This is a genomic window from uncultured Jannaschia sp., assembly GCF_947494055.1.
In the GTDB taxonomy this organism is placed as follows: Bacteria; Pseudomonadota; Alphaproteobacteria; order Rhodobacterales; family Rhodobacteraceae; genus Jannaschia.
Genome location: NZ_CANLTR010000016.1, coordinates 1 through 15968, shown reverse-complemented (window position 1 = coordinate 15968; position 15968 = coordinate 1). Strand labels below are relative to the sequence as shown.

The following is a 15968-nucleotide window of genomic DNA, read 5'->3' as shown; positions in this document are numbered from 1 at the left end:
GATGTTACAGGTTTCGTCTCATGTGCCACGAAAGTCGTAACACGGGAAGGGTTGCGTTCATTGCCTTTCATTCTCAGTCAAATCAGGGGGTTGTTCGGGTCGTTCGATGGCGTGTCGCGGAGATCCGTCCATCCGTTCCTGTTATTATCGGTTATTTGTTTGTTACGAGATCGGTAACGCGCGCGATAGCCCGCAAAATCAGCCGTTTCGTCCCCACTCGAAGAGCTTGGGTGAATCCGATCCCACGATAGAGCGATTCCGAAACCACGTGTCGGGCGATTCCGATCCCCCGATGGCGGCGCAGAAGGCTGGACGGACTTATCCACAGACCTTAGGCTCGGGCGTCAATGAAACCCCGAATCCCGCGAAGACGGGCGCACGGGGCGACCGAGCAGAGAGCAGCGATCATGCGCGAGCGGAGTGCCCCGTCGGCCCGGCGGGACAGGTGAGCGGAACCTTGGCCTTCGGATCCCCCGAGCTGCCGCTCGCCCCGGCGCGCGACTTCTTCGTGTGCGACTTCCTCGGCGCGGTTCCCAAGCACGACCTCGCGGCGATGGAGCACCCGCTCTTCTCGCTCTCGACCCGCCCCGACCGGCGCATCCTCGACTACGAGCACAACGGCTGTCACGTGCAGATCGTGCCCTCGATGAAGGGGCGGGCGACGATCTTCGACGCCGACATCCTGATCTTCTGCATCAGCCAGCTCATGGCGGCGCTGAACGCCGGACGCGATGTGGCGCGCACGCTCACGCTCACCGCCCACGACCTGATGGTGGCGACGGGGCGCGAGACCTCCGGCGACGGCTACCGGCGGCTGCGCGACGCCTTCGAGCGGCTGGCCGGCACCCGCATCACCACCGACATCGTCACCGGCGACACCGAGACGACCTCCGGCTTCGGCCTGATCGAGAGCTGGCAGATCGTACGGCGGACACGGGCGGGGCGGATGGTCTCGGTGAGCGTCACCTTGAGCGAATGGCTCTTCCGCGCGGTGCTGTCGAAATCGGTGCTGACCTTGAGCCGGGACTATTTCACGCTCCGCAAGCCGCTCGAGCGGCGGCTCTACGAACTCGCGCGCAAGCATTGCGGCCGGCAGCCCGAATGGCAGGTCTCGGTCGCGACCCTGTGCAAGAAATGCGGCTCCGCCTCGCCGCGCCGCGTCTTTCGCGCGATGCTCCGGGAGATCATCGCCCGGGGCAACATCCCGGACTACGACCTCGAAGAGGTGGGGGGCGACGTGATCCGCGTGACCCCGCAGCGCCTGGTCGAGACGGCGCGCGCGCCGAGCCTGCGTCCCGAGACGCTGGAGGCGGCCCGCGCCCGCGCGCCCGGCGCCGACATCTACGCGCTCGAGGCGGAATGGCGCGACTTCTGGGCCGCCACGGGCCGCCCCGCGCTTCGCAGCCCCGACCGCGCGTTCCTGGGATGGCTGGCGAAGCGGGCGTGCTGAGGGGGCGGGCGGCAGCTTCGTGAAATCCGCGTTGGGAGCAGGTTGCGGATGGAGCCCTCGGTCCCGCTCGGCGTCCTGCCGAGCGGGCCGCCGTGCGTAACCCACGTCTCTTCGGTTGTGAGTTCGGAGTGACGGCCTGGTGGTCGACGACGTCGATCTGTGGCTGTTTGATACGGTAATGGCAGCCCCTGGCCGCGGGTGGGGGTGAAGCCCCCGCCCATGGGGGCGGTCGGGGGCTGCCCGGCCTTACAGCCGGGTGGATTGTCTGACCTCGCCGCCCGCGTGTCGGAGGCAGGGCGTCCCGCGGAACAAACCTCACCGAACCCCCGTTCGTCCTGCGATCCTGTCCGGGGCGCACGGGTTCGCCCGTGCGGCTTTGGCTTCCGGCACCTCCACCGGAGATCCGTCCGTGCCGTTTCCCGATCCCGTGCCGCCCGCCGCGTCGTCCTCACCGCCGTCTCCATCCCCTCCGCCCGCCGGCGAAGCAGCGGATCCGACGGCCGCGCTCCTCGCGGCGACGCGACGGTCCAACGGGCTAATGGCGGGCATCCTGCTCGTCCTGGTGGGGGCCGCGCTCTATTCGGCTGCGGCGTTCTTCATGCCGGTCGTGCTCGCGCTCCTGCTCGCGCTCACGCTCTCGCCGCTGGTGCGCGCGCTGCACCGGCGGGGCCTGGGCGAGGGGCTGGCCGCGGGGCTCGTGGTGCTCGCGCTGGCGCTCGGCATCGCCGGGGCCTTCGGTGCGCTCGGCACGCCCTTCTTCGATCTCGTCGACGACGCGCCGCGCATGGCCGCCGAGGTGCGCGCGAAGTTCGAGTCTCTGCGCGACCCGCTTTCCACCGTGACCGACATGGCCGAGCAGGTGGAGGGCGCAACGGGCGGCGGCGCGGGTATCCAGCAGGTCACCGTGCAGCAGCCGGGCATCCTGAGCCAGGTCGCGGGCTCGGCGCTCTCGATCCTGACGACCACGGTGATCGTGGTCATCCTGACGCTGTTCCTTCTCGCGAGCGGCGAGCACTTCTCCGAGCAGATCGTGAAGTCCTTCGGCTCGCTCCACGACAAGAAACGTGCGCTCCGCACGGTCCGCGACATCGAGGGCGAGATCTCGCGCTACCTGCTCACGATCGCCGCGATCAATGCGGGGCTGGGCCTGGCGGTGGGGCTCGCCATGTGGGCGCTCGGCATGCCGACACCGCTTCTTTGGGGCGTGCTCGCCGCGCTGGTGAACTTTCTGCCTTATATCGGCGCGCTCGGGGGTATCGCGATCGTCGCCGTGGTCTCGCTCGCGACCTTCGAGACGATCGGCGCCGCGCTCCTGCCGCCGCTCGCCTATTTCGCCTGCACCGCCATCGAGGGGCAGTTCGTCACCCCCACGGTGGTGGGGCGCCGGCTGCGCATCAACACGGTCGCGGTCTTCGTCGCGGTGGCGTTCTGGTCGTTCCTGTGGTCGATCCCCGGTGCGCTGATGGCGGTGCCGATCCTCGTTTTCCTGAAGGTGCTCTGCGACAACGTCCCCGGCCTGCACGGTCTGGGCCGGTTCCTGTCGGCCGAGGCCGACGACACGCCCGAGAGCCCCACTTCGCTCTCGGTCGGGCCCTGAGGGAAGGCGGACCCCGACCGGGTTCGGGACGGGCAGGGGAGATGGTCGCGCGCGTTGCAATGCCGCCGCCCCGCCGCTAGCGTTCGGTCATTGTTCGAGGCGCCCCCGGGCGCGATTTAAGTCTTTTGCAAGTAATTCGGTTCTTGGAGTGTCGGTACATGACGTTTTCCAGATCCCCCGGCTTCCACGTGACATCCACCTCTTCCCGATTTCCTTCGCGTCCGGCCGCGGGCCTCGGCCTCTGGGCCACAGCGCTCGGCCTTTGCCTTCTCGCGCTCGTCTTCCGCACGGGCCTGCTCGACAGCTCCGCGCAGTTCGACGAACTCTACCACCTGCTCGGCGCGCGGGGCTGGATCGAGACCGGGCGGCCCTCCATCCTCGACGGCGAATACACCCGTACGAGCTGGTTCACCTTCGCCATCGCCACGCTCTTCGAGGCGACGGGGCGGGACACCCTCTTCGTGGGACGGCTGTTCTCGGTGCTCCCGGGCATCCTCGTGGCGCCGGTCCTGTTTCTGTGGCTGCAGGCGCGGGCGGGCTGGGCGGGCGGGCTCGGGGCGGGCCTCCTGGCGGTGTTCTGGCCGCAAGGCATCATCGAGGCGCAGACGCTGCGCTTCTATTCCTGGCACAGCTTCACTTTCCTCCTGGGCGCCATCGCAATCTTCGAGGCGGCCCTCGCCACTGCCCTGCGGGCCCGGCTCCTCTGGGCCGCGGGCGCGGCGCTTTCCCTTGTCGTGGCCTTGTACCTGCAGATCACCACCGCGATCGGCTTGGCCGGCATGCTGGCCTGGCTCTTCGGCGCGTTCTTCCTGCCCGCGATCCTCGTCCGGCGCCGTCCTTGGACCATCCTGGCCGGGATCGCGCTCCTCGGGATCGCGCTCGTGGCGCTGGCGCAGGCGACGGGCATCCTGGGGGCGCTCTGGCACACCTATCGCTGGACCCCGCTCTGGCTCGCCGACAAGCAGAACGACGTCATGTTTTACCACGGCGTCCTCGTGACGATGTATCCGACGCTCTGGCCGCTCTTCCCCGTGGCGGCGATCGTCGCGATGGGCCGGCACGCGCGGCTCGCGTCGTTCTGTCTTGTGGTCTTCGGGGCAATCTTCGTCGGGCAGACCTTCGGCGGCATGAAGACCGAACGCTACCTTTCTTACGGGATGCCATTCTTCTTCGCCCTGTGGGGCCTCGCCGCTACTGCGATCGTGCCGCTCTTCGGCCGGCTCGCGGCCGGCGCCGCGCGCGAGGTCGATCCGACCCGGGGCCGGCTGGTTTTGCCGGCGCTGATCCTCACGACGTTGTTCGCGGCGTTGACCAACCCCTTCTTCGAGCGCTCCATCGACGCGCTGCGCGGGAATACAAACAGCCCCTTGCCCGACGAGAATTGGGACGGTGTGGCGACCTCGCTGGGCGCGTGGACCGAGCTGCCCTTCCGGATCACCATGCGCGAGTTGCAGACCATCGCCGAGCTCGGGGATTATGACCTCCTCTACGGGCCGAGCCGGCTCACGGAGCTGCCCGAGCCGGCGCCCTTCGCGATCGACCCCCGCACCGGGCGCCCGGTGATCGGCGAGTCCGAGACGCTGGCCCGCGTCCTTGATTGCGTGCCCGAGGGCCTGTTTGTAACGAGCGAGAATTCCTGGTTCCGGCTGGGCGCGCGGCAAGCGCTCGAACCGGTCTTCGCGGCGAACGGGCGCGAGATAGAGACCCGGTCCATCGACAGCGTCTTTGCGCTGCGCTGGCGGGGCGGCGAGGCCGGCGACCCGGCCGCCTGCGCGGCGCTGCCGATTTGAGGTCGGATCGCCGAAGGCGGTCCGCGCCGGGCAGCGCAGGATCGGGTTGCGGCCCAGATGCGCGAAGAGCCTCCCATGCAACATGTGGTCCTTCGCTTCAGGCATCGGGCCGGCAAGTTCGGCGATCATGCATTGCGGCTCCGGACGGTACCGGATCTCGGTCCCGCCCGTCAACGCCGCCGCAGCGCGTAGAGTCCGCCGCCCAGTAGGCCGAACACGAGGAAGATGCCGTATTCGATCCAGGCCAGCGCCACCGCCTCGGCCGGCGCCACGCCCCATTGGCCCAGCAGGAAGACGAACACGCCCTCGCGCACGCCGATGCCGTTGATGCTGATCGGCAGCATCATCACGAAGATCGCCACCGGCGCGATCACGAGGAAGCTGCCGTAATCCACCGGCAGGCCGAGCGCGCGGCCGATCGACCAGTAGAAGGTGATCACCGTGAGCTGGAGCACGAAGGACAGCGCCAGCGCCTGCACGAGCACGCCCCTCGCGTCGCGGTAGCTAATGAGCGCCTCGGCGATCTTGGTGACCCGCCCCCGCAGCATCGCCGGCAGCCGCGCGATCCCGACCGCGCCGAGCCGCAGGCTCGCCCGCGACGGCAGCAGGATCTGCGCGATCAGCGCCACCAGCACCGCGAAGACGGCCACAGCGTAGAGCCCGATCCCCGGTAGGCGCGCCGAGATCTCGGCCGAGAGCAGCACCCCGCCGAGCGTCATCGTGACCAAGGCCAGCAGGCCGAGGAGCCGGTCGAGTAGTAGCGACATCACCGCGAGCCCGGCCGAGGCGCCGGCCCGCCAGGCGTCGTAGCCGCGGATCACGTCGCCGCCGATGATCGTCGGCATGAACTGCCGGAAGAAACCCGAGACCAGAACCGATTTCCACAGATAGCTCCAGCCGGGCGTCACTCCCCGCGCCGCGAGAAGCCCCCGCCAGCGCAGGGCGGTGATCGCCGGTCCCACGATCTGCAGCGCAACGGCGAGGGCGATCCAGTGCGGATCGACCCCGGCCATCGCGCCGAGGACCGCGTCGAGCCTGGCCTGCGACAGAATGAGGGCAATGAGTGCGACCGAGGCAGTGATCCGGAGCCACGTGCCACGGCGCGAGGCGGAACTTCGACCGGAACCGGCGAAGTGTTCGAACTCGGCACCGACCGGATTTGCCAGATCGGACGGACTGGAAAAGTCTGCACTTTGCGCGTCGCGCATTCGACTACCTTGTCCAGGCCACCCTTCCTGGAAAAACAATTTCTCCGAAGGTCTTTAGCACGGCCGTTCGGGAGACGCCCCAATGACCGAAGGTAAATCGTCGTTGTCGGAACATCGTCCCCCGAAGGGGCTGCCGTAAACCGTTTCGCATGCGAAAACTTGCGGGGTCGCAGCCATGCCTGTAGGCCCGAAATCACCCCCGGGGCCGGATTCCGCTCCGGGTTTCGCGCGCGAAGAGGACATGGACGATGGCCGGATTCTGGAGCGACCGACGGGTTCTCGTTACCGGGGCGGGCGGGTTCACCGGCAGCCATCTGGCGCGTCGCCTGGCCGCCGAGGGGGCGCGGGTGCGGGCCTTCGTGCGCACAGACGGCTCGCGCCGGGATCTGCCGCCCGAGGTCGAGGTGATCGAGGGCGACCTGACCGATGTGGCCGATTGCGCGCGCGCGGTCGAAGGCGTCGACACGGTGTTCCACGTCGCGGCGGTGTTCCGGCAGGTGGGCGGGGGACGCGCGGTGCTCGAGGCCGTCCATGTGGACGCGACCGACCGGCTGATCCGCGCGGCGCGCAAAGCGGGCTGCCGCCGCTTCGTGCATACCTCGACGATGGGGGTGCACGGGCACGTCAAGCAGGGGCCGGGCGACGAGACCACCGAATTCTCGCCGGGCGACGACTACCAGGAGACCAAGCTCGAGGGCGAGCTGCTCGCCCGCCGGGTCGGCGACGAGATCGGCCAGCCCTGGACCGTGGTGCGCCCCTGCGGGATCTACGGGCCGGGCGACACGCGGTTTCTGAAGATGATCCGCCCGATCGCGCGCGGCCGCTTCGTGATGATCGGCAATGGGGAGCCGCATTACCACTTCGTCTACATCGACGACCTCGTGGAGGGCTTCCTGCTCGCGGGCGAGAAGGCGGAGGGCGAGGGCGAGGTGTTCCTGATCGGCGGGCCCTCGAAGCCCACGCTGAACGAGCTCGCGCGCAGCATCGCCGAGATCCTCGGGGTGAAGCCGCCGCGGGCGCGGGTGCCGGTGGGGCTGGTGATGAATGCCGGCCGGCTCTGCGAGGCGCTGTGCAAGCCGCTTGGGATCGAGCCGCCGCTCCATCCCCGCCGCGTCGCCTTCTTCACCAAGAACCGCGACTTCGATCTCTCGAAATCGCGCGAAAAGCTTGGCTACGCGCCCAAGGTCGACCACCGCGAGGGGTTCCGGCGGGTGATCGACTGGTCGCGGGAGCAGGAGCTGCTTTGAGATCGGCCGGATCTGATTTCGGTCGCCATGCCCGGCTGCAGGTAGCGCCCGACCCGTCTCTCAGCGCGGGCGTTTCGCTCCCACCCTAGGGCTGGGCGCTGCCCTTTCGTGATACCGGATCGGCGTCTTCGTTCGAGATCCGAGGCATTGTCGCCTGCCGCGACCTGCGCTTCCGGCGGGAGTATTTAGGCCAAGAAGAAGCGCGATCGCTCAGGCCGCTGGGTCGAGGCCGCGGTGGCGGGTGAGGGTGGTGCGGGTCTCGGTGAGCTCCCGCTTGCGGCGGGTCTCGTCCCAGCCCAGGGTCTCGGCCATCGCGTGGGCGGCGGCGTCGAGGAGGGGTTCGGTCATCCGGCCGGTCTCGGCCAGGCGGGTGCGGCGAAACACGACGTCGCCCAGATGCAGCGCCATGCCGTCCCGGACCTCCTCCCGGCAGCGTAAAGTGAGCGCGTCGGCGTCCGTGGGGTCGTTCAGGAGCGTGGCCTCGGCCAGCGGGCGCGGCGCGGGGGCGGGGTTGGCGTGGCCCAGTCGGGCGGCGGCGTGGTCGACGACGCGCTCGGCCACCAGCCGGGCAGTGGTGTACTTGATGCTGACCACGCTGACGAGCCCGTCCACGCCGTCCGCCGCGCGGTGGTCGATGATCGTGCCGCGTTTGTGCCGCCGGACCTCGCCGCCGCTCACGCCGCTTTTGGCGTCGTCGTCGATCGCGGCGGGGGTGAGGCCGGCATGGCAATAGGCCACGTCGGCGCGGGCGAGGCCGAGCGCCGGGGCGGCCTCGTTCACTTCGGCGAGAAACTCCTGCAGATCCCCCTCGTCGAAACGGTAGGTCTCGGGGTCGCCCTCGAAGGGGAGGTGCGCGGTGCCGATCATGGTGCGCGACATCCAGGGCGAGACGAAAAACATCCGCCCGCCCCGGTCCACCACGGCGTCGGACCTGCGCCGGCTCGTCACGCCGAAGGCCGCGCCCGCCGTCAGGTCGCGGTCCACCACAAGGTTCATCGCCCGTGCGAGTCCCGAGAAGGACGCGGCGGAAAGCTCGTGCCGCGCCCGCCGCGCGAGGCCCGCGGCCCCCGCGCCGGCGCAGTTCAGCGTGAGGCGGGCGCGGATCTCGAAGCTCCGCCCGGTCGCGCGATCCTCGGCCAGCACGCCCTCGACGCGGGTGGGGGGGCCCAGCAGGTCGCGCGCGGCGACGTAGTTCGCGACATGCGCGCCGTTCGCCGCGGCGTCGCGCAGGAACGCCATGAGCAGGCGGTTTGCGTCGAGGATCTGCCCGTCGTGCCAGGCGCCGCCGCCGGTCATGCCGGCCGTGTCGATGCCGGGCATGAGCTCCGCCGCGCGGCGGGCCGACAGGACGCGGGCGGTGGGGATCTGGCCGCGGCGGATGCGGGCGGTAAGCGCGTTGTAGAGCAGCGCCGCCGCGCCGAAGGCCTCGGGCCCCTTAATGGCGTGGCCGTAGAGCGGGATCACGAACTGGCGTGGCACGACCAGATCGGGCGCGAGCGTCATCCAGTGCCGCCGCTCGCGCGCCGAGGACATCAGGCGGGCGATGTCGAGATGCTGGATGTAGCGGATGCCGCCGTGGATCGTCTTGAGCGAGTTGTGCGAGGTCGCGCCGCCGAAATCGTCCCGCTCGATCAGCGCGACGCGGAGGCCCCGGCGCGCGGCGTCGGCCGCGGCGCAGGCGCCATAGATGCCGCCGCCCACCACGAGGAGGTCGTAGGGGCCGTCGGCGAAGGCGTCGGTGTCGCGCCGCATATCAGGCGGCCTTCCGCACGAAGGCCAGCATATGGTGGCCCGTGGGCGCGGTGAGCCGGCGGGGCAGGGCGTTGAAGAGATCGACGAAGGCGAGGTTGTAGATCCGCGCCTTGGCGCCCTTGTGGACCTTGGTGGCGACGGGGAAGCGCTCGAAGCGCAGGTCGACCTCGTCGAAGCGGTCGAGCATGGCGCGGAACCGGGCCGGGCCGTACCAGTGGAAGACCGGCGACTGGAGGTGGTCGATCTCGACCTTCATCGCCCGGTGGAGCGCCCGCATCCAGGAGCGGCGGTTCACCATCATCAGGAGCGCGCGGCCGCCGGGGCGCAGGACGCGGTGGATCTCGGCCACCATGCGTTCGGGGTGCGGCGTGAAGTGCAGCACCGTGTGGCAATAGACGAAGTCGAAGCTCGCCTCGGGGAAATCGAGCGCCTCGCCGTCGCCCAGCACGAAGCGGCCCTCGAGTTCGCGCTGCGCGAAGTTCTCCTGCGAGAGCTCCAGCGCGCGGGGCGCGATGTCGAGGCCGGTGACGCGGGCCCCGGCGGCGGCGAAGCGGGCGGTGTCGTTGCCCAGGCCACAGCCGATGTCGAGCACGTCCTCGCCCGCATGGTCGCCGTAGCCCGCGATCCGGTCGAGATAGGCGAGCTTCTCGAAGCGGTAGGCCTCGGTCTGCTGGAAGAAGTCGCGCGTGCCGGGCGCGGCGCGGGCGATCGGCCAGTCGGTGACGTGCTCCTGCCAGTAGGCGCGCACGGCGGCTACGGGGGCGGCGCGCGGGGCGGTTCCGGTTTCGGCGGCGTTCATCGCGACATCGCCGCCCGGGGCGCGGGCTCCGCCGCCGGGACGGGGCCGGGCTCTGCCGTCGGGCTTTGGGCCGGGGCGAGGCCCGCGCCCAGGCCGATGATCTCGAACAGGCGGCGCATCTTGGCTTCATAGATCGGGCGGGAATAGCGTTCGCGGTAGAGCGCGCGGGCGGCGGCCACGACGCCCTCGCGGCGGGGCGCGTCGGTGAGCGCGGCCGAGAGCCCCTCGGCCATCGCGGCGGGGTCGGGATCGACCATGAAGCAGACCCGCTCGTCGAGGACCTGGGTGTGCGACAGGATGCGGGTGGCGACGATGGGCTTGCCGCTGTCGAGGAGCTCGTAGATCTTGAGCGGCGTGTTCGAGCCGGTGGAGCGCGGCGAGGTCAGGATGTCGGCGCGCGCCATGTAGGCCTTGGCGCGGACCTGCTCGACCCGGCCGGTGAAGAGGCAATGCCCGTCGAGCCCGTGCTCATGGGCGAGCGCGCGGTAGCGCTCCACCTGCGCGGAGTTGCCGCCGACCATCAGGAGGAACGCCTCGGGGCAGGCGGCGCGGGCCCGCGCGAAGCCTTCGATCAGGATGTCGAGCCCCTGATACGCCTCGAACGTGCCGGCATAGACGACGATCGGACGGTCCGTCGGCACCTCCTCGAGCTCCGGCATCGGCGCGTCGGCGGCGCGGGGCGCGTCCTTGAGGCGGACCGGGTCGAAGATCGAGTTCTCGATCAGGAGGTGCCGCGACGGGTCGGGCATCCGCGCCTCGGCGTGGTGGGCGAGCTCGGGGCAGATGGTGATCACCGCGTCGGAGGCGCGCAGGCAGGTGTTCTCCAGCCATTCGAACGCGCCGATCACCAGCTTCGAGGTGGTGAACTTGTAGTTCGTCAGCTGCTCGGGAAGGCTCGAATGCATGTCGTAGATGAGCTTGAAGCCGAAGACCGGCTTCAGGAACCGGCTGAAGAAAATGCTCTCCTCATGGGCATGGACGAAGTCGTAGCGGTTGCGGATCAGCAGGCCGAGCGTCCACAGGATAACGAAGACGTCGAGAAAGAGCTTCGCCGCCGAGGGGCCGATCTTGATCGGCTCGAGAAAGCGGATGCGCGGGATGCGGACGATGCGCACCCCGGGGATCACCACGTCCTGCCCCTCGCCGTAGGTGAGCAGGTCGATTTCGATCCCCATCTCGCTGGTCACGAGCGAGCGGTAGTAGACGCTGAGCGGCGTGCCGCGCGGCGAGAAGAACGGCTGCGGCGCGATGGCCAGCCCCTTCAGAGGCTTCGAGGTCATGGCGATATCCCGTGTTTGCGCAGTTGCATGCGGATCTGGTTGCCCGCGAAGGGCAGGGCTTTCGTGGTCCTGCCATAGACGGGCGGCGATGTCGCGAGGGCGGCGAGCCGCGCCTTGAGGCTCGCCGCGGGGCGGTCGGGGTCGAGGGGGCCGTCGAGCACGAAGCCGAAGCCGCCCGCGCGCCTCTCCTGTCCGGGCAGGGGCAGGGGGTCCGAGCCGGACAGGACGACGCGGCCCGCCGCCTCGGCCTCCGCGAGGAGACGGGGCCGGGGGCCAGTGCGGCCGCCATTGTCGCCCAGGAACAGCGTGCCGGGCGCGGCCTGCGCTACCACCTCGCGCACCCGTGCGCCGCGTGCCCCGAGCCACTTGCCGAAGCCCCAGGGCAGCACGGCGAGCGCGCCGGCCGCCGCAACCTGCGCAAGCGCGTCCGTGAGGGTGCCGCCATCGGGGAAGGTCGCGTCGGTGCCGAGGGCCAGCACTTCGAGCCCGCCTTCGGTCACGATCTGCCGCCCGGCCAGGAGCGCGAGCGGGGCCCGTCCGTCCCGATGCGCGAGGAGGCAAAGCGCGTCGCCGGTCGCCCGCAGGCGCCAGCCGCCCGAGCCGGTCCCCGCCGCCGCCTGATCGGCGAGTTCGGCGAAGGCGTGGTCCGCGGCGGTCTCGGTCAGCAGGAGCCATCCGGGCGTGTCGGCGTCGAGCCCGTGCGCGCGTGCGGCATGTCGGACATTCGCCGCCGCTGCGTCGAGGAACGCCGCGCGGTCGAAGCGGGGATAGAGGTGGACATGGGCGTCGACGAGGAACGGTCCAGGTCCGAAGGGGGCGGGCCCGGTCATTGCCTGATTCTCGGAAACGCCGAATTGGTCGGCCGATTCCCGCCGTGGTCGATGCGGTTGGCCCTCGCGGAGCGCGGCAGGATGCCCGGAAGCACCTGAAAGTGATTCGCGAGATTGTGGCATAAATGTGTCAACGGCCTCTGCTCCCGTTCATCGGGTGCGACACGACTTGCCCGCGATCCGGTATCCCGAGCAGGTATCGCGGCCTGCCACGGCATAGAGGAAGCGGACCGTGTCCTAGATCGGACAACTTCGTCGCAAGGTACTGATGTAAAAAGATTGTTCTCTCCGGATCCGGGATGGCGGCGGCGATTCGGAGGCACGGCGTTCCCCGGCATCGTGTCGCGGAAACGACCGATGCGGCATCGATAGATCAAGAGATAAGATGCGAAATAGTTAAAATATTCTTACCGGAAATTGCGCGTGCCGGGTTAACCTTGGGCAAAGGTTGAGATAGACTTTGAAGCAATTAGAATAGTTAAAGAAGTCAAGGTCGGTGCGACGCTGCTTTCGAGCGCCCGGCGGAAGTTTGCTACGGTGTTATTTTTCTAAGGGGTTCCGCCCGCATGCCAGACACCTACCGCCATGACGATTGTCCCGGGCCGGAAGTGGAGATTTCGGTGATCGTGCCGGTCTTCAACGAGGAGGAGAGCGTGTGGCCGCTCTACCGGGCGATCACGGAGGCGCTGACCCCGATGTGGCGCTCCTACGAGATCCTGCTCGTCGACGACGGCAGCCGGGACGCGACGATCGCGCGTGCGCGTGACATCGTGGCGGCGGATGCGCGCGTTTCGGTGCTCAGGTTCCGGCGTAATTATGGACAGACCGCGGCGATGACCGCGGGGATCGAGCATGCGCGTGGCAAGTATCTCGTCACCATGGACGGCGACCTGCAGAACGATCCCGCCGACATCCCAATGATGGTCGCCAAGCTCGAGGAGGGCAACGACCTCGTCGTCGGCTGGCGCGAGAAGCGTCAGGACAAGTGGCTGTCGCGCAAGTTGCCCTCGATGATCGCCAACCGGCTGATCGGGCGCGTGACCGGCATCCCGATCCGCGACAATGGTTGCTCGCTCAAGGTCTATCGTGCCGACGTAATCAAGCGTGTGCCGCTCTACTCGGACATGCACCGCTTCATCCCGGCAATGACGATCCCGCTCGGCGCGCGGGTCGAGCAGGTGCCGGTGCGCCACCACGCCCGCCAATTCGGCGCCTCGAAATACGGGCTGTCGCGAATCTTCAAGGTCATGCTCGACCTGATCACCGTCAAGTCGCTGCTGGTCTTCGCCCGCCGGCCGGTGACCACGTTCAGCGGCTTCGCCTTTGCCTGCCTCGTCGCAGCGGCGATGTTCCTCGTCCTGCTCCATGACGGGGGAGAGCATCTGGTGGTGGAGATGGCGGTCTTCGGGCTTCTCGCCTCGCTGTCGGTCTTCATCTTCCTGATCGGGGTGGTGGTGGCAGTGATATTCCAGACCAAGACCTTTTCTATGGCCCGGTTCGACACCAGCCTCGAGCCGCGAAACTCCTAACGATTCTTCACGTGATTTACTGAACCGAACAGATTTTCCGAAGAAAGGACGTCCCGAATGTCGGTCTCGTCAGTCCTGCCTGTCTCCTCCCTCTCGAAGGTCGATTCTTTCGGGATCACGCCAGAGGTCGATCTGTCGGTCGTGGCTGCCGTGCCCGACAACGAGGTCGCGGCCTCGGTGCTGGCCAAGTACCGTTCGGTCCTCGACGGAATGGGCCTGCGCTACGAAGTGCTCTGCATGGCCGATGCCGCCGGCGAGCGGACCGTGGCCGCGCTGAAGTCGCTGGCCCGGGATTGGCCTAATCTCGAGGTCTTCGCCCGCCGGCCCTGGACCGGCGAGGACGGTGAGCTCGGCACCGCCTACAAGCGCGCCCGCGCCCGCCTCGTCCTGACCCTGCCGGGCCGTTCGGAGATCGCGCCGGAGGAGCTGCCGAAGCTCTTCGCGGCGATCGAGGACAACGATATGGTCGTCTGCGACCGCGACGTCCAGCCGATCAGCGCCAAGCGCCAGTCCTTCCTGAAAAAGACGTTCCGGCTGTTCTTCGGCCATTCGGTCTCGGACGTCTTCTGCCGGGTGCGCCTGAGCCGTCGCGACGTGCTCGAGGAGGTCGGCGGCTTCGGCGTGCGCCAGCACTTCATCCCCGCCATCGCCGCGAGCCGCGGTTTCCGCGTGATCGAGGCCCGGGTGCGCCACGCCGAGCCTGAGCCGCAGGAGGACCGCTTCGTGTTTCGCCCCGTGGGGCACATGCGCGCGCTCTTCGACGCGATGGCGCTCTTCGTGGTGATGAAGTTCCTGCACCGCCCGCTGCGCTTCTTCGGTGCGATCGGCGCGCCGGTCTTCCTCGTCGGTCTTCTCGGTACCGTGGCGCTCGTGCTCGGCCGGCTGTTCATGGACCTCTCGCTGGCCGACCGGCCGCTCTTGATCTTCAGTGTCCTGGCCATCGTGCTCGGTATCCAGATCATCGCCCTTGGCCTGATTGGGGAGATCATCATCTTCTCCAATAGTCGGCAGCTGAAGCAGTACCGGGTCAGCACCATCATCCGCCGCGACAAGTACGGCTCCAAGGTCCGCGAGGTCCCGCAGGGCGAGGAAGATTGAGGGACCACAATCCCTGCCGTACGCCGCGCGCAGCGATATCGTGGATCAGAATGGAAAGGGCCGGCTTCCCGAGGAAGCCGGCCCTTCTCGTCGTGTCGGTCCGCCTAGTCTCGGAGCGGACCAAAAAAGTCAGACCAGAACGTCGGCCACGCTGTCGGCGAGGCGTTCGGCGATGATGCCATAGCCTTCGTTGCTGAAGTGGCCCGAATCGTAATGCTCGTCCACGTCGGTTGTTCGGGCGCCGAAATAGACATCATCCATCGAACTGATGATCCGCTCATGCGTATCGCGAACTGCGTTGAGCCCGATTGTGGGCGCATCCGGCCAGATCCCGATCTCCTGAATGAAGATCGGCAAATCGGGATCATCGAGCTCGTCGCGCACGTAGTCGAACACCGCTTGCGTCGACTCGTCGAGGCGGCTCGTTACTAGCGACTTGTTGCTGCCGTCGCTGCGAACCGCCCGCGCGTCGTCCTCGCCTTGCGCCCAGACAAAAGCGTCGACGTCACGGCCCGAGGATTCGGCCGAGCGAATCGACGACATCGCCTTTAGAAGCGAGGGACCGGGTCGATCTTGGTCGACATCCCACCAATACTTGCTGGAATCAGCGTACTGGTTCGATCCGCTGCCAGAAGTACCAGCACTGACCACCCGCACGTTTTCACCCGTCATCTCGTCGAGTTCGCGCTCGAAGACGTCGTTGCCGAGTGCTCCGCCGGTGCTATCGCCGGCGCGGCGATAGAAATGTCCCGTGGAATTTGACTGACCGGCGAAAATTACGAGATCGGCATCGACCGAGTTCGGAACCGACGGCGCCGTAGGCTCGGGTTCGGGTTCGGGCTCGGCGGGGGCGGCGCTGCCGTCGGCCTTGGCGATGTCGATCCAGTCGAAGCGGGCGTATTCGCCGGCATTGCTGCGGCCAACGAGCTCGATCGTGTCGCCGCGCTCGAGGTCGACGGTGACCGAGGTGACGGTGTCGCCGCCGCTGCCTGCGCCGTCCCAGCTCTTGACCGTCCGGCCGTCGACGCGGAGCGCGAAGCTCGCCGTGCCGTCATTCTCGTTGAGCCAGCCCACGTCGATGTCATAGCGGCCGGATGCGTCGTCGAAGGTCGCCGCGGCGGTGCCGCTGCCCTGGACCTTTATGTTGGCGCCGCCTGCGCTCGCGCTGCGGCCCTCGTAGACATAGCCACCCGCGAGGTCGAACGCCTCGGCCTGCATGCGCTCCGCGCCGATCGTCGTGCCTGAAGGCGCGGACGGTGCCGTGGGTTCGGTGGGCGCCGAGGGCTCGTCAGGCGCGTCGTCCGGCTCGGAGGCGGCGCTGCCGTCGGCCTTGGCGATGTCGATCCAGTCGAAGCGGGCGTATTCGCCGGCATTGCTGCGGCCAACGA

General features: G+C 68.4%; 12 protein-coding genes. 6 read left to right on the top strand and 6 right to left on the bottom strand.

Annotated elements, in window-relative coordinates:
• The first annotated feature begins 445 nt into the window (after nucleotides 1-445).
• The 3 genes from Q1A87_RS13680 (at nucleotide 446) to Q1A87_RS13670 (ending at nucleotide 4837) form a co-directional block, all read left to right on the top strand.
• Nucleotides 446-1450 carry a replication initiator protein A gene (locus Q1A87_RS13680; RefSeq protein ID WP_363323002.1) on the top strand — a complete coding sequence of 335 codons (1005 nt, stop codon included), beginning with the start codon at nucleotides 446-448 and terminating at the stop codon, nucleotides 1448-1450.
• Between the two features lie 409 nt (nucleotides 1451-1859).
• The gene (locus tag Q1A87_RS13675; protein WP_299652264.1) at nucleotides 1860-3047 is read left to right on the top strand and encodes an AI-2E family transporter; all 1188 of its coding nucleotides are present in this window, start codon (nucleotides 1860-1862) and stop codon (nucleotides 3045-3047) included.
• Between the two features lie 158 nt (nucleotides 3048-3205).
• Nucleotides 3206-4837: a hypothetical protein gene (locus Q1A87_RS13670; protein ID WP_299652262.1), complete on the top strand. Its 1632-nt coding sequence runs from the start codon at nucleotides 3206-3208 to the stop codon at nucleotides 4835-4837.
• Nucleotides 4838-5007: 170 nt separating this feature from the next.
• Here the strand turns inward: Q1A87_RS13670 and Q1A87_RS13665 are convergent, their stop codons facing one another.
• Nucleotides 5008-6045, bottom strand: coding sequence for a lysylphosphatidylglycerol synthase transmembrane domain-containing protein (locus tag Q1A87_RS13665; RefSeq protein WP_299652260.1), 1038 nt, complete (start codon nucleotides 6043-6045; stop codon nucleotides 5008-5010).
• Nucleotides 6046-6293: 248 nt separating this feature from the next.
• Here Q1A87_RS13665 and Q1A87_RS13660 point away from each other — a divergent pair, with 248 nt between their 5' ends.
• A complete protein-coding gene (locus tag Q1A87_RS13660) occupies nucleotides 6294-7292 on the top strand; it encodes an NAD-dependent epimerase/dehydratase family protein (protein ID WP_299652258.1) in 999 nt (332 codons plus the stop codon).
• Between the two features lie 210 nt (nucleotides 7293-7502).
• Here Q1A87_RS13660 and Q1A87_RS13655 read toward each other — a convergent pair whose 3' ends face one another.
• From Q1A87_RS13655 to Q1A87_RS13640, 4 genes are read right to left on the bottom strand one after another with little or no spacing between them, the layout of a single operon-like run.
• Nucleotides 7503-9044 (bottom strand): FAD-dependent oxidoreductase, encoded by a 1542-nt coding sequence (locus Q1A87_RS13655; protein ID WP_299652256.1) that lies wholly within the window; start codon nucleotides 9042-9044, stop codon nucleotides 7503-7505.
• 1 nt (nucleotide 9045) lies between these two features.
• Nucleotides 9046-9843, bottom strand: a complete 798-nt coding sequence (locus tag Q1A87_RS13650; RefSeq protein WP_299652254.1) for a class I SAM-dependent methyltransferase — start codon at nucleotides 9841-9843, stop codon at nucleotides 9046-9048.
• The gene (locus Q1A87_RS13645; RefSeq protein WP_299652252.1) at nucleotides 9840-11123 is read right to left on the bottom strand and encodes a glycosyltransferase family 4 protein; all 1284 of its coding nucleotides are present in this window, start codon (nucleotides 11121-11123) and stop codon (nucleotides 9840-9842) included. Before Q1A87_RS13645 ends, Q1A87_RS13650 begins: the two co-directional genes overlap by 4 nt.
• Nucleotides 11120-11953, bottom strand: a complete 834-nt coding sequence (locus Q1A87_RS13640; RefSeq protein ID WP_299652250.1) for a hypothetical protein — start codon at nucleotides 11951-11953, stop codon at nucleotides 11120-11122. Before Q1A87_RS13640 ends, Q1A87_RS13645 begins: the two co-directional genes overlap by 4 nt.
• Before the next feature lie 566 nt (nucleotides 11954-12519).
• Here Q1A87_RS13640 and Q1A87_RS13635 point away from each other — a divergent pair.
• Entirely contained in the window at nucleotides 12520-13482 is a 963-nt protein-coding gene (locus tag Q1A87_RS13635; protein WP_299652249.1) for a glycosyltransferase family 2 protein, read from the top strand.
• A 57-nt stretch (nucleotides 13483-13539) separates the two neighbouring features.
• Complete coding sequence (locus Q1A87_RS13630; RefSeq protein WP_299652247.1) at nucleotides 13540-14580, top strand: glycosyltransferase; 1041 nt, start codon at nucleotides 13540-13542, stop codon at nucleotides 14578-14580.
• Between the two features lie 129 nt (nucleotides 14581-14709).
• Here Q1A87_RS13630 and Q1A87_RS13625 read toward each other — a convergent pair whose 3' ends face one another.
• The gene (locus Q1A87_RS13625) at nucleotides 14710-15798 is read right to left on the bottom strand and encodes a sialate O-acetylesterase (protein WP_299652245.1); all 1089 of its coding nucleotides are present in this window, start codon (nucleotides 15796-15798) and stop codon (nucleotides 14710-14712) included.
• Nucleotides 15799-15968 lie beyond the last annotated feature (170 nt).